This is a genomic window from Diaphorobacter caeni, assembly GCF_015354245.1.
Taxonomy (GTDB): Bacteria; Pseudomonadota; Gammaproteobacteria; order Burkholderiales; family Burkholderiaceae_C; genus Diaphorobacter_A; species Diaphorobacter_A caeni.
The window spans coordinates 860,885-873,578 of sequence record NZ_JADKYZ010000001.1; the positions used below are offsets into that span (position 1 = coordinate 860,885).

General features: G+C 59.5%; 15 protein-coding genes. 13 read left to right on the forward strand and 2 right to left on the reverse strand.

The window, feature by feature from the left end; genetic code table 11:
* From ISG32_RS03805 to ISG32_RS03865, 13 genes are all read left to right on the forward strand, one after another.
* A complete protein-coding gene (locus tag ISG32_RS03805) occupies positions 1-969 on the forward strand; it encodes a tail fiber domain-containing protein (RefSeq protein ID WP_194769654.1) in 969 nt (322 codons plus the stop codon).
* Complete coding sequence (locus ISG32_RS03810; protein WP_194769655.1) at positions 966-1,712, forward strand: DUF4376 domain-containing protein; 747 nt, start codon at positions 966-968, stop codon at positions 1,710-1,712. The genes ISG32_RS03805 and ISG32_RS03810 overlap by 4 nt, the downstream gene beginning before the upstream one ends.
* A 361-nt stretch (positions 1,713-2,073) precedes the next feature.
* Positions 2,074-2,562, forward strand: a complete 489-nt coding sequence (locus ISG32_RS03815) for a hypothetical protein (protein ID WP_228529550.1) — start codon at positions 2,074-2,076, stop codon at positions 2,560-2,562.
* 98 nt (positions 2,563-2,660) lie between these two features.
* Positions 2,661-3,404: a DUF7338 family protein gene (locus ISG32_RS03820; RefSeq protein WP_194769656.1), complete on the forward strand. Its 744-nt coding sequence runs from the start codon at positions 2,661-2,663 to the stop codon at positions 3,402-3,404.
* Between the two features lie 23 nt (positions 3,405-3,427).
* Positions 3,428-4,624, forward strand: coding sequence for a phage tail sheath subtilisin-like domain-containing protein (locus ISG32_RS03825; protein ID WP_194769657.1), 1,197 nt, complete (start codon positions 3,428-3,430; stop codon positions 4,622-4,624).
* A 35-nt stretch (positions 4,625-4,659) separates the two neighbouring features.
* Entirely contained in the window at positions 4,660-5,172 is a 513-nt protein-coding gene (locus ISG32_RS03830; RefSeq protein ID WP_194769658.1) for a phage major tail tube protein, read from the forward strand.
* Between the two features lie 122 nt (positions 5,173-5,294).
* A complete protein-coding gene (locus ISG32_RS03835; protein ID WP_194769659.1) occupies positions 5,295-5,624 on the forward strand; it encodes a phage tail assembly protein in 330 nt (109 codons plus the stop codon).
* The gene (locus ISG32_RS03840) at positions 5,624-5,752 is read left to right on the forward strand and encodes a GpE family phage tail protein (protein ID WP_194769660.1); all 129 of its coding nucleotides are present in this window, start codon (positions 5,624-5,626) and stop codon (positions 5,750-5,752) included. The genes ISG32_RS03835 and ISG32_RS03840 overlap by 1 nt, the downstream gene beginning before the upstream one ends.
* Positions 5,753-5,792: 40 nt before the next feature.
* The gene (locus ISG32_RS03845) at positions 5,793-6,044 is read left to right on the forward strand and encodes a hypothetical protein (RefSeq protein ID WP_194769661.1); all 252 of its coding nucleotides are present in this window, start codon (positions 5,793-5,795) and stop codon (positions 6,042-6,044) included.
* A 33-nt stretch (positions 6,045-6,077) separates the two neighbouring features.
* The gene (locus ISG32_RS03850; protein WP_194769662.1) at positions 6,078-8,687 is read left to right on the forward strand and encodes a phage tail tape measure protein; all 2,610 of its coding nucleotides are present in this window, start codon (positions 6,078-6,080) and stop codon (positions 8,685-8,687) included.
* 15 nt (positions 8,688-8,702) lie between these two features.
* A complete protein-coding gene (locus ISG32_RS03855) occupies positions 8,703-9,167 on the forward strand; it encodes a phage tail protein (RefSeq protein WP_194769663.1) in 465 nt (154 codons plus the stop codon).
* Complete coding sequence (locus tag ISG32_RS03860) at positions 9,164-10,360, forward strand: contractile injection system protein, VgrG/Pvc8 family (RefSeq protein ID WP_194769664.1); 1,197 nt, start codon at positions 9,164-9,166, stop codon at positions 10,358-10,360. The genes ISG32_RS03855 and ISG32_RS03860 overlap by 4 nt, the downstream gene beginning before the upstream one ends.
* 144 nt (positions 10,361-10,504) lie before the next feature.
* Positions 10,505-11,446 carry a DNA cytosine methyltransferase gene (locus ISG32_RS03865; protein WP_194769665.1) on the forward strand — a complete coding sequence of 314 codons (942 nt, stop codon included), beginning with the start codon at positions 10,505-10,507 and terminating at the stop codon, positions 11,444-11,446.
* Here ISG32_RS03865 and ISG32_RS03870 read toward each other — a convergent pair.
* Together ISG32_RS03870 and ISG32_RS27515 are read right to left on the reverse strand one after the other, a co-directional pair.
* Entirely contained in the window at positions 11,443-12,414 is a 972-nt protein-coding gene (locus tag ISG32_RS03870) for a hypothetical protein (RefSeq protein WP_194769666.1), read from the reverse strand. The genes ISG32_RS03865 and ISG32_RS03870 overlap by 4 nt on opposite strands.
* A partial coding sequence (locus tag ISG32_RS27515; protein ID WP_228529551.1) for a hypothetical protein occupies positions 12,415-12,694 on the reverse strand: 280 nt, incomplete at its 5' end.

A 12,694-nucleotide genomic window follows, 5' to 3' on the forward strand; every position in this document is an offset into this window, starting at 1 on the left:
ATGGCCAATGAAATTACAGCGCACTACGGCTTGCCGCTGCCAGACCCTGCGGCGTTCCTCGAATACGACGTTTTCAGGTTGCGCGATGCCATCACGGGCATCGACAGCTCGCTGCATCAGGCGGCGCTCAATCTGGCGCAGCGTGCGCAGGAGCTGGACGCATTGATCGAGCAGCGCGCAAGCGCGCTTGCTCAGTCCAAGCTCGACGTGACGGCCACCGTGGGCGTCGCCAATGGCGGCACGGGAGCCACGGCGGCGGCCAGTGCTCGCGCCAATCTGAACGTGCCAACGCGGACGGGCGGGGAAGCGTCGGGGACTTGGGGCATTAACATTTCCGGGTCGTCGGCGTCGGCAGCGACCGCCGGGACTGCCAATTCTGCGACATATGCAAATGCTGCGAGTGGTCAATGGACTGGTGCGGCCATGAATGGCGATTCAGCAGGCGCTGATACTACGTCTTCAGTTGTGATTCGGCACGCAGGCGGAGCGGGGGACGGGGCACTTGCTGCGATGTCGTTCGTCTGTGCTGGCGCGTATGGCATCAAGATGTACCTGCGGCCAGACGGTTACTTCGGGATTGGCGGCTCTAGCCGAAGCCCTTGGTCTTGGTACACCGACACGGCGGGGAACATGGTTGCCGGTGGCAACGTCACTGCATACTCCGACCCGCGCCTCAAGCGCGGTTTCAAGCGCATCGCCGACCCGTTCAAGATTTTGAATGCGCTCGATGGCGGGACGTTCTTCTGGCGCAAGGGCATTCAGCACACCAGCATGAAGGCGGGAAGACGCGACTATGGCGTGTTGGCTGATCAGGTTCAGGCCGTCATGCCTGAGATCGTCACGGAATCGATAGAGATTGGTGGGCAGAAGTATCTGACCGTCGCCTATGAAAAGCTCGTGCCCGTGCTGATCGAGGCCGTGAAAGAGCTTGACCGTGAAGTGCGGCAGCTGAAAAAGGATCGAGCATGAGCACGCTGAACTACACGCCGTTGCGCGTTGTGGAGCACCTTGAAATGGTCGAGGTGGTTTTTCGTCACGCCGATTTGCAGAAGGCCTTCGCGCAAATGCTCGTCAAGCTGCCGCTGTGCCCGGAAGGAAAGTGCCTAGAAGGCGCGGCGCTGGATGCTGGGGTGCTGGCCCAGGCACCGCCGCGCGAATGGTTCGAGGCGCAGGAAAAGCGGCTCGAAGGAACCCAGATCGTGCAGACGTTGCCAGCGGCATTTCGCGCGGTCGCCCCTGTGGTTGCGCCGGTGCGGTCTGTCGAGTGGTTCGAGGATGTGCAGGTGGGTGAGCCGACGCTGATTGATGGGAGGTGGGTGCGGGAATCGCACATCATTGACCTGCGGTCGCCGCAGAATCTGCAGCAGCTGAAAGAGCGATTGAAGGACGAGATTGCGCGCGTCCGCTATGACAAAGAAACCGGCGGCGTCACCGTGGCCGGTGCGCGCGTTCTCACGGATCGCGAATCGCAGTCCACTATCACGGGGGCACACTCGCGCGCCATGGCAGACCCGGAAACCATGATCGAGTGGAAGGCTCAAAACGGATTTGTCACGCTGGGTGCCGCAGAGATCATGCAGTTTGGAACAGCGGTGTTCAATCATGTTCAATCGTGCTTCGCTCGTGAGCGTGTCTTGTGCGAGCTGGTCGATGTGACGGGCAACGTCCCGGCGCTCATGGCCATAGATATTCACGCTGGATGGGGTGCATGAAATGGCCTTGCCATCGTCCGGCCCCATCTCGCTATTGCAGGTTGCTCAAGAGTTCGGCGGAGCTGCACCGCATTCATTGAGCGAGTATTACGGCATCGTTTCGGGCATCCCGGCATCGGGCGCAATTTCGCTGTCGCAGTTCTACGGCAAGGCCGCTGCGGGAGAGGCTACCTACACCGCGAGTGCGGATTTCACGGTGCCTGCGGGTGTCACGTCGATTTGCTTTGTGGCAGTCGGCAGAGGTGCTAATGGGACTTGGGAGCGATCCGGCGGCGGCGGCGCTCTTGGCTACAAAAACGCGGTGGCAGTGACTCCTGGGCAGGTTGTGCAGGTCCGTATTGATGCAAATAGTTCTTACGTTGTGGTCAATGGTGTCACCTACACCGCAAACGCGGGCAATACCACCAGCGGCGGAGGGCGCGTGGGTGCGTGGGATGGTGGCGGCAATGGTGGCGGTGGCTATGCGTCGTCGGGGTCTGGTGGGGGTGGTGCTGGTGGCTACACGTCGGCCGGTGGTCAAGGTGGGTCGAATAACTACAGCGGCATGGGGAGCGCTACGGGTGGTGGCGGTGGTGGTGGATACGATGCTGCTTACAACAAGGGCGGCGGCGGTGGCGTAGGCCTGAGGGGCGTCATATCCGGGGCATCTGGTGATGCCGCGCCGGGTGTCGGTGGCAAGGGTGGCCAGGGTGGTGCCGACGGTAGCAACGTGAGCCCGTCGCCCAACGGCGGTGCATATGGTGGTGGTGCAGCGGCATCACAAAACAGCAATTACACGTCACAGGGCGGTGCCGGTGCTGTCCGCATCATCTGGGGCGCTGGTCGCTCGTTCCCCTACGCGGCCGCATAGTCCGGCGTTCTGTTCAAGGGCCAGCCACAGCCCGCGCTGCTGGCACTTCCGCACGCGCGTGGGCACCATGACTGCATTGTTTCTATCGAGGAAAACCAATGCAGTTTTGGATAAGCGTTGCGCTGCAGGTGCTGGCGGCAATCGCAATCATCTGGTGCATCCTTCCCGTCATCGTCGTGCTGGCGCTGCCGGGTGTACCGTGGGCACATCGCGCCAAAGCAGCATGGTGCTTTTTGCCCGCTGCGTTTCGTGGCGCGCTGGTGCTGATTCCGGCCGCGCTTGCGCCCATCGTGGTGCCGGTGGCGCTGCTGTTTACTCGGTGGCAAGACGACAAGCTGCCGCGCCTTTTTTGCTGGTGGGATAACGACGTATCAATCAACGGCGACGCGGGACTGACGTGGAGTCGGGACCCGGTGACCGGCATCGGCAAGCCTGACCGCGTGCCCAACGATGACACGGCCGATGTGCGCGCGCTGTGCTACTGGGCAAAGGGTCACCACCCGCGCAGCTTTTGGGCGCGATTCGTGTGGCTGGGTTGGCGCAATCGTGCGAGCTGGCTGGCCGCGCAGTTGGGCGTCAAGTCCGATCTGTCCGCGCCGGTGAAGTGCTGGGGCAACCCAGACGCGGGGCGCGAGATCGAGGGTTGGTATCTGCTCGAAAACGCGGGCGTCTATCAGTTCTTTCGCTCCAAGCGTCGCGGCAATTTCTGCGTTCGCACGAACTACGGCTACAAGGTCAACCACCAGTACATGGGCCGTGCACGCCTGCCGGTGGTCAACGTCACTTTTTCGCTGCTGCGCTGGAAGGGTGACGACGTCGCCGCCAACGTGGCCAGCGCCTGATCACACCAACGGAGTATCAAACCATGGCTGTCACTGACTACCACCACGGCGTCCGCGTCATTGAGCTGAATGAGGGCACCAACTCGCTGCGCGTTGTGAGCACGGCAATCATCGGGCTGGTTGCCACCGCAAGCGATGCGGACGAAGCCGCGTTCCCGCTGAACAAGCCCGTGCTGTTCACATCCATCTCGAAGGCCCAGGCCGCAGCGGGTACGCTCGGCACGCTGTCGATGGCACTGTCCTGCATTGCCGACAACGCGCGGCCGGTGATGGTCATCGTGCGTGTGCCTGATGGCGAGGGTGCAACCGATGAGGAGCGCGCGGCGGACCAGACCAGCAAGGTGGTGGGCGACTACGTGGGCGGGGTGCGCACCGGCATTCAGGCACTGCTGACGGCAGAGCAGCAGCTGGGCGTGAAGCCGCGCATTCTCGGTGCGCCGGGTCTGGACACCAAGCCGGTTGCCGAAGCGCTCACCAGCGTGGCCGAAAAGCTGCGCGCCATGGCCTACGTGTACGCCGACGGATGCGAGGATGTGAGCGACACGCTCGAGTATCAGCAGGGATTCGGCAAGCGCGAAACCATGCTGCTGTGGCCCAACTTCACGAAGTGGAGCACCAAAGAAAACAAGTCGGTCGAGGTGCCGGTGGTGGCCTACGCGCTCGGCATGCGTGCGGCCATCGACCAGACCCAAGGCTGGCACAAGAGCATTTCCAACGTCGCGGTGAATGGCCCGACTGGCATCGCCAAAGATGTGTATTTCGATCTGCAAAGCCCGGCCAGTGATGCCACATTGCTGAACGAGGGCAACGTCACCACGCTGATTCGCAAGCAGGGCTATCGCATCTGGGGCAATCGCACATGCAGCAGCGAAGAAAATTTCGCGTTCGAGACTGCCACGCGCACCGCGCATGTGCTGGCCGACACGATGGCCGAAGGGCATTTCGAGTTCATCGACAAGCCCATGACGCCGAGCCTCATCAAGGACATTCTGGAAGGCATCAACGCGCGAATTCGGCAGCTCAAATCGCTGCAGTACATCCTGGACGGCAATGCTTGGATCAACGAAGAGGTGAACACCACTGAATCGCTCAAGTCCGGCAAGCTGATCATTGATTACGACTACACGCCGTTGCCGCCGCTCGAAGACCTGACATTGCGCCAGCGCCTCACGGACCAATATTGGGCCGACTGGGCGCTGCGCGTTTCCGCCGGCAGCTGAGCCGGGCCACCTGACACCCACATCAAGGAATTGCCATGGCACTGCCGCGCAAACTGAAAAATTTTGTCGTCTTCGTGAACGGAACCGACTACCGGGGCGAGGTGACGGAAGTCGTCATTCCCAAGCTAAAACGCAAGATGGAAGGCCACCGCTCGGGCGGAATGGGTGGCGAGGTCAATCTCGACTTCGGCATCGACGGGGTGCTGGAAATGGAGATCAAGGGCGCGGGCTGGATGAAGGGCCTTGTGTCGAAGTGGGGTTCTCCGCTGCACAACGCCGAGTTGCTGCGATTCGTGGGCGCGATCCAGACCGACGACACCGGCGCGGTCACTGCGGTGGAGATCACCGGGCGCGGCCGTATCGAAGAACTCGACCAAGGTTCAGCCAAGGCGGGCGACAAGCTGGAGCCGTCTTACAAGTACGTGCTGAGCTACTACAAGCAGGTGGTGGACGGCAAAGTGGAATTCGAGATCGATCTGGTGAACATGATCGAGATCGTGGACGGCGTGGACAACATGGCCACCACGCGCACCGCGCTGGGAATCTGACCGAACAGAACGCAGCTGCCAAGCTGTCATGCGCGCGGTGCCAAGCCGGTGCGCATGGTTCGCGGCGGGTGTGCGTCGTTGCCGCCCGCCGTTTTTTTTATTCAAAGCACCGAGAAGAAATCATGAGCACAGAAAAGCAAAGCGCCACGCCAATCAAGCAACCAGTGACGGTGTCGGTCACGTTGGAGGAACCCATCGTTCGCGGTGGTGAAACCATCGAGACGCTGGTCATCCGCCGTCCGCGAGCGGGGGAGCTGCGCGGGCTCAGCCTCACCGAGGTGGCGAACATGAAGACCGATGCCATGGTGGATTTGCTGCCGCGCATCACCCAGCCGTCACTGCTCAAGCATGAAGTGGAGGCGATGGGTCCGGCCGACTTCATCAGCTGCGCCATGGAGGTGGCCACTTTTTTGGCCCCGCAGGCGCTTGTGGCGGGTGTGTCGAAGACGTAATGATCGAACTGGCGTTCATCCTGCACTGGCAACCGCAGGCGATGGACGCCATGGATTTGGGCGATCTGCTGCAGTGGCGCGAGCGGGCGGTGAAGCTGCACAACCAGATGCACGCCGCCAGAGAATGAAAAGGCGTTAACATGCGCGCATATGGAAACCGCAATCATCATGACCCTCGTAGTTCTGGCCCTGCTTGTGTGCCTGGGCGGAGTGATCATGTTCGTTTACCTGTGCGGTATGGCGGGCGGCGCGACCATGAACATCTTGCTCAAGCGCGCCATGTCGCAAGAGCCTGCGCCAGGTGTTGGTGCGCAGTCGGGCATGACGGCCGACGAATCCAACGCCATCGTGGCCGAATCTCAGCGCATGCTGCGCGAGTCGCAGCGGCGCGAAGCCTTCAACAAGGCCAATCCTCTGTAAACCAACGCGCCACCACGGTGCAGGAGATGCGCCGTGGTGGATAAGCTGCGTCTGGAGGTTCTGCTCGCGGCCGTGGACAAGGTCAGCGGGCCGCTCAAGTCCGTTGCTCTTGGGAGCAAGGCCACCGCCAAGGCGGTGGGGGAGGCGGAGCTGGCGCTCAAGGGCCTGCAGGCCCAGCAGCGTGCGCTGACCAAGTTTGAGCGAGAGCGCGAATCGCTCGATGGTGCCCGCCAGCAATTGGACATGGCCAAGGCCGCAGGGGCAAACCGCACCGTCGTCCGCCAGTTGACGACGGACTACGAAAAGCAGCTGGCCGTGGTCAAGAAGCTGCAGACCGACATGGCAGCTCGCGGATGGGGCAATGCCACGGTGGACCAGAAGCAACTGGCCGACAGCATTGCGCGCACCAACTCGGCATTGGATGCGCAGCGCCAGAAGATGGACAAGCAGCGCGACGTGGAAGAGCGTTTGCATAACCTGCGCGAGAAGCACAGCAAAGACATGGTGAAGCTCGCGGCGTGGGGAGGTGCTGCAGCGGGCGCGACGATGGCGGGGAGCAAGCTGCGTTCGCCGTTGACTGCTGCAGTCAATGCCTTCATGCCTGCGGAGGATGCGGAAACGCAGCTTGGCGCGTCGCTCATGCGCAGCGATGGCAAGGTGCCGGAGAGCATGCAAAAGATGGTCGATCTGGCGACCAAGCTCGGCGACAAGCTGCCAGGCACTACAAAGGATTTCATCGAGCTGACGCAAGCACTGAGCCAAGAGGGCTTGAGTGAGCAGAGCATTCTGGGCGGCACGGCCGAGGCGTCGGCTTACCTCGCAGTGCAGCTCAAGAAGGTGCCCAAAGAAGCCGCCGCCATGGCGGCAAAAATGCAGGACGCAACGCGCGCCACCGAAGCCGAAATGATGGGCGTGCTTGACATGGTGCAGCGTGGCCACTATGCCGGTGCGGATGCAGACTACATGCTGGCGGGCTTCACGAAGATGTCGCCCGTGCTGGATATCACCAAGCGCAAGGGGTTGGATGCGATGAACGCACTCAGCCCGTTGATGGTGATGATGAATCAGGCGGGCATGACCGATGGGTCATCGGCTGGTAACGCCATCCGCAAGGTGTTCCAGTCCAGCATGAGCGAGAAGAAGCTGGGAAAAGCGAATGCTGCAGTGAAAGACGCCAAGGGTGGATTCAACCTTGATTTCAGCGACGGCAAGGGAGAGTTTGGCGGCATTGACAAGATGTTCGAGCAACTGCAGAAGTTGAACACACTCAACACCATGCAGCGCGGAAACGTCATAGGTGCGTTGTTTGGGGATGATGCGGAAACGCTGCAGGTCGTCAACACGTTGATGACGAAGGGAATTGACGGGTACAACGAATCTCTGAAAAAGCTGACCGATCAGGCCAGTTTGCAGATGCGCGTGAATGAGCAGCTGAAAACGCTCACCAATGTCGCCGATGCGGCCAGCGGTAGTTTCACCAACATGCTGAAAGAGTTTGGTGCAGCGATTGCCCCAGAACTCAAGGGGGTGCTGACTTGGTTGGGTGGTTTGGCCAATCGGGTGGGAACTTTCGCGCGCGAAAACCCAAAATTCACAAAGGCGGTCATGCTCAGCGTGGCGGCGTTGTCGGCGTTGCTGACCGTTGCCGGAACCGTGGGGATTGCCCTTGTGGCCATGTTGGGGCCGATGCACTTGGCGCGGTTTCTGTTCGCGCGAACGGTGCTCAACATGGCGGCCGTGCGAGCCGCCGCATCGGGTGCCTCGCCAGTGCTTGGCATGATGGGGCGGGCTTGGGCGTTCGTGTCTGGTGGCGTGGGGCGGCTCTTGCCAATGCTGCTGAGATTCGCCGGGCCGATTGGTTGGCTGATCTTGGCGGGCACGCTCATTTACAAGTATTGGGAGCCATTGAGCGCGTTTTTCTCGGGCTTCGGTGCGGGGTTGATGGATGGATTGGCACCGGCAATTGCCTCGTTCCGTGGCGTGATTGCACCGCTGATGCCAATGCTGGGCGTGCTGGGCGGTTATCTGCAGCGTGCCTGGAAGTGGTTCATGGATTTGTTCACCCCTGTGTCGATGGCGACGGGTGAGCTGAACAAGCTAAGCAGCATAGGGCAGCTGTTCGGCGCGATTTTCGGCGGCATCTTGACTTCACTTGTCACCTTGCCAATGCGCTTTTTCGAGCTGGGTGCAAACATCGTGCAGGGCATTGCCAACGGCATCACCAGCCGCATACAGGCCGTGCGCGATTCGATCAGCATGGCCGCTGGTGATGCGGTCGATTGGTTCAAGCAAAAGCTGGGCATTCAAAGCCCGAGCCGGGTATTCATGGAGCTGGGCGGCTACGTGAGCGAGGGCGCGGCCGAGGGCATCAGCGGTGGTGCGGGCATGGTGCGGAATGCGGCTGTGGCCATGGCTGCGGGATCGATGGTGGCCATGTCGCCGGTGGCTGCAGGGCAGGGCATGGGTGGTGCTGGTGTGGGCGCTGCGGGTGGTGCTGGCGGTGGGGCGTCCATCAGCATCGTCATCAACGCCGCGCCCGGAATGGACCCGCAAGCCGTGGCCAAGGCGGTGGCGGCCGAGCTGGATAAACGCGAGCGCGACAAGCAGGGCCGCCGCATGTCCTCGCTTTCCGACATTGATTGATGGAGGGCCGCGCACATGATGGCCGCACTGGGGCAATTCACCTTCGCGCTGAGCACGCTGGCATTCACCGAAATGCGGCGCTCCAGCGCTTTCCGCCACGCGAGCAATAGCCGCGTGGGTGCACGGCCGGGCCTGCAGTACGTGGGGCCGGGCGACGAAACCATCAGCCTCACCGGCCTGCTTGCGCCCGAGTTCATGGGCGACCGGCTGGCCATCGAGCGGCTGCGCGACATGGCCACAAAGGGCAGCGCCTACGCGCTGGTCAACGGCGCGGGCGAGTCCTTCGGCGCGTGGGTGATCGAGAGCGTGGACGAAACGGGGTCCATCTTCATCCGTGAAGGCGTGGCGCGACGCACGGAATTCACGCTCAATCTCAAGCGCGCCGACGATGCGCAGGCCGACCCGGCGGGTGGATCTGATGGTGGCGAGGTCTGGGGTGACTGGTGGAGTGGTGACGATCTGGATTGGTGGTTCTCATGATCGATGACGGCGCAGTATCCAGCCGCAAACCGGTCTATCACCTGGTCGTCAACGGCAAGGACATTTCGCAGATCGTGCGCCCGCTGCTCATGCGGCTGAGCCTGCGCGAATGCCGCGGCGGTGAGGCCGACCAGCTGGACATCACGCTGGATGATTCGCAGGGCAATCTCGCGTTGCCGCCTAAGGGTGCAAGCGTGTCGCTGCAGCTCGGCTATGAGCACACCGGGCTGGTCGACAAGGGCACGTTCACCGTGGACGAGGTGGAGCATTCAGGAGCGCCGGACGTGCTGAATATTCGCTGTCGCAGCGCCGAGCTGCGCGGCACGCTGCGCCAGCGTGCGAGTGCCAGCTGGCACGGCGTGACGTTGGGCGACGTGGTGCGCGACATCGCCGCCAAAAACAACATGGTGGCCAACGTGGACGAGGATCTGGCCGAGATCAAGCTGCAGCATGTGGACCAGACGAACGAAAGCGACGTGCATTTTCTGACCCGCATAGGTGGGCAGTACGACGCCACCGCGACGGTAAAAAAAGGGCGGTTGGTGGTGTTGCCCATCGGCAGTACGAAAAACGCGAGCGGCAAGGAAATGGCGTCGATCACGCTGGAGCGCACAGACGGCGACCAGCACCGCTACCATGCCGCCGCGCGTGATTCGTACAGCGGCGTCCGTGCGTATTGGCATGACGCCAAGGCGGCCAAAAAAGTGGCGGTGATCTCGGGCACCGAAGAAAACATGAAGACACTGCGCGACAGCTACGCCAGCGAGGCCGATGCGCTGGCCGCCGCCCAAGCCGAGCAGGCGCGTATCGTGCGCGGTGAAGCCACGTTCGAGCTGTCGCTGGCAGTTGGCCAGCCTGCGCTCATGGTGCAAACGCCGGTACGCGTGCGCGGCTTCAAAAAGGAAATCGACGGCACCGGCTGGCTGGCCAAGACCGTCGAGCACTCGCTCGATGACAACGGCCTGACCACCCGGCTGGAGCTGGAGCGCAAGGGCGGCGGCGTGGTGGATGCGGGCGGCGGTGATTGGGATTTGGAGCTGGAGCAACCGGAAGACGGCGATGGCGCTGATGACGACGACGATGGCGGCGGCGGTGAAACAGATCCGGGATGGGAGGGCAGCACGGACCCCGGATGGGACGGCGGCAGCACGGATCCAGATTGGGGTGGCGGGGCTACTGATCTCGTTGATTGATGATCAATTCGCGGTTGGCAAGTGCCAAAACTGATGTTGTACAGACGTCTGCACAATCCAACGCGAATGTATGTATATGCGCGTCCCAGCGTCCCGATTCCCTCTTGAACGTTTAAACTTCCGGGCAATTATGAGGTTAGTGCTATGAAGGCTGTATCACTGTTTTCGGGTTGCGGCGGCTCTGATGCTGGTGTTGTTGCTACAGGTTTTGAAGTGGTGATGGCCAATGACATCTTGCCGTACGCACGGGACGTGTATCTGGCAAACCATCCCGAGACGGACTACCAAGTAAAGGACGTCTCCACAATCGAACATTTCCCAGCCGCCGATCTGTTGGTAGGCTGTTACCCGTGCCAAGGCTTTAGCCAGGGTGGCCTGCGCGATCCTAACCACAAGTACAACACGCTTTACATCCAGTTTGCGCGCGCACTCAATCAGATCAAGCCGAAGGCATTCATTGTCGAGAACGTCTCTGGAATGGTCCGCCAGAACTTTCGCCACTTGCTTGAAGATCAACTCAAGCTCTTCCGTGAGGCTGGCTATAAGGTCAAGGCAGAAGTGCTGAACGCTGCCCACTTCGGCGTGGCGCAAGAGCGCCGCCGTATCTTCATTGTTGGAATTCGTGAAGATTTCAATGTGGAATATCAATTCCCCGTGCGCACCCATGGTGGCGAGGGAGCGGAGCCTACCGTCACCATCCGCGATGCGATCGGGGATCTGCCGGAATGGCCGGAGGGTGAGTTCTATAGCAGGGACTTCCACTGGTACTACATGTCTCGCGACCGTCGCAATGGCTGGGAAGACACCTCGCGAACCATTGTGGCCAACCCTCGCCATATGCCCTTACACCCCATGAGCCCGAAGATGGTGAAGGTGCAGCACAATGAATGGAAGTTCGAAACCGATGAGCCTGCGCGTCGGTTTACTTATCGCGAGGCTGCGCGGATTCAAGGTTTTGCAAAAGACTTTGTGTTCCCGGAAACGAAGCCAGCTACCTTGGAAATGAAATATAAGGTGGCAGGGAATGCGGTTCCCCCACCTCTGTTTAAAGCTGTAGCTCAGGCACTGCCGAATATTTGGGCCTAGAAGGCTGGTGCATAGTTTGTTTCGATAGCATCGGTAACGAAATTCCAAACTGGTAATTTGTCAAATGATGCTTGTGTCTCGAAAAGGCTGAAAAATCGGCGGCGATCAATTAGAACTACTCTCTTTACATGTTCTGCGCGATCCCAGTTTGAATCATTTGCAGATAGATCGTGCGGAACAAAACAAAAAGCCGCTCCTGGGTGATGGGGGGATATATGTGCCTCTGTGGCGTATGGGGTGACATCTAATTGTTTGTCTTCCCAGTCGTTTGGTGAGCATGCACATTGACCAAAAATTACAGGAATATTCCCACGGATATCACCGATTTTAAGCCAAGCAACTAAATCGATGCCGCCATCTGCGGTATTTCTAGGGTCATATTGGCTTTTTTCCTTCCAAAGTCTGGCCTGAATATCCTCGGCAAGCTTTTCAAGCTTTTCCCAAAGCGTCCCCGTATAAGAGTTGGGGAGTGTTTGATGTGCGCCGAAGGGCCTGACTTCCCAGTTGTCATTTAAAGAGGTTTTTAACCAATGATAGGAAATTTCCTCGAAAGCGTTGGTGATGTCAGGCATGCGTTGCTTGATGCACAATCTTAAGGAGGATGCAATAAGCATCGCAACGTATAGGCAATGCTTTTGATTTTTTTTATCGAACCGAGACCGCAGTACGTTCTTATCCAATATAAATGGCCAATCGTTGTATTGCTTTGAACGGGCGGTCAGCCTACTATGAATATCAGCCCATTTCTTTGAAATGGCATCATCGATTTCTTCACTTTCTTCATTTTTATCGATGAAATCAACGCTGTCTGCCTGAACATCAGTGGCTTCTTGTGTGATGGCATCTATGTTGCCTTTTGAAACTAAACCGTTTTTGCTGCAAATGCAAGTTAGTTCTACATAGTCGGCCCAAAGAAAAGTGTATGCATTTCTTGGTACTTTCGCTAGATCAGTGAAAAGGGCCGCCATTTAAATGCCTTCCCCATCAATTGAGTTCTGTCGGCTTCGAGCACGTCTGAGAGACTTGGTGATCAATAATTCTAGATTTTCTGCGTTGTTCAAGATTCTTCCGGCAATCTTGGCATGAGCTTGGTCAACATCTAAATCGCCAGCCAAAATACGGAGGCTTTGATCAAGACTTGAGTCAACTGTGGCTAATAATTGGCTGAATGCTTCCGCTGGCCCCGCAGAAAAACGATAGGCATGGTCCAAATCATTCGAGGTTCGGAGTTCTACGGTGGCTCTATCT

Coding starts and splice junctions, on each gene's coding strand:
- ISG32_RS03805 (WP_194769654.1), top strand. CDS start 1: ATGGCCAATGAAATTACAGCGCACTACGGCTTGCCGCTGCCAGACCCT.
- ISG32_RS03810 (WP_194769655.1), top strand. CDS start 966: ATGAGCACGCTGAACTACACGCCGTTGCGCGTTGTGGAGCACCTTGAA.
- ISG32_RS03820 (WP_194769656.1), top strand. CDS start 2,661: ATGCAGTTTTGGATAAGCGTTGCGCTGCAGGTGCTGGCGGCAATCGCA.
- ISG32_RS03825 (WP_194769657.1), top strand. CDS start 3,428: ATGGCTGTCACTGACTACCACCACGGCGTCCGCGTCATTGAGCTGAAT.
- ISG32_RS03830 (WP_194769658.1), top strand. CDS start 4,660: ATGGCACTGCCGCGCAAACTGAAAAATTTTGTCGTCTTCGTGAACGGA.
- ISG32_RS03835 (WP_194769659.1), top strand. CDS start 5,295: ATGAGCACAGAAAAGCAAAGCGCCACGCCAATCAAGCAACCAGTGACG.
- ISG32_RS03840 (WP_194769660.1), top strand. CDS start 5,624: ATGATCGAACTGGCGTTCATCCTGCACTGGCAACCGCAGGCGATGGAC.
- ISG32_RS03845 (WP_194769661.1), top strand. CDS start 5,793: ATGACCCTCGTAGTTCTGGCCCTGCTTGTGTGCCTGGGCGGAGTGATC.
- ISG32_RS03855 (WP_194769663.1), top strand. CDS start 8,703: ATGATGGCCGCACTGGGGCAATTCACCTTCGCGCTGAGCACGCTGGCA.
- ISG32_RS03860 (WP_194769664.1), top strand. CDS start 9,164: ATGATCGATGACGGCGCAGTATCCAGCCGCAAACCGGTCTATCACCTG.
- ISG32_RS03865 (WP_194769665.1), top strand. CDS start 10,505: ATGAAGGCTGTATCACTGTTTTCGGGTTGCGGCGGCTCTGATGCTGGT.
- ISG32_RS03870 (WP_194769666.1), bottom strand. CDS start 12,414: ATGGCGGCCCTTTTCACTGATCTAGCGAAAGTACCAAGAAATGCATAC.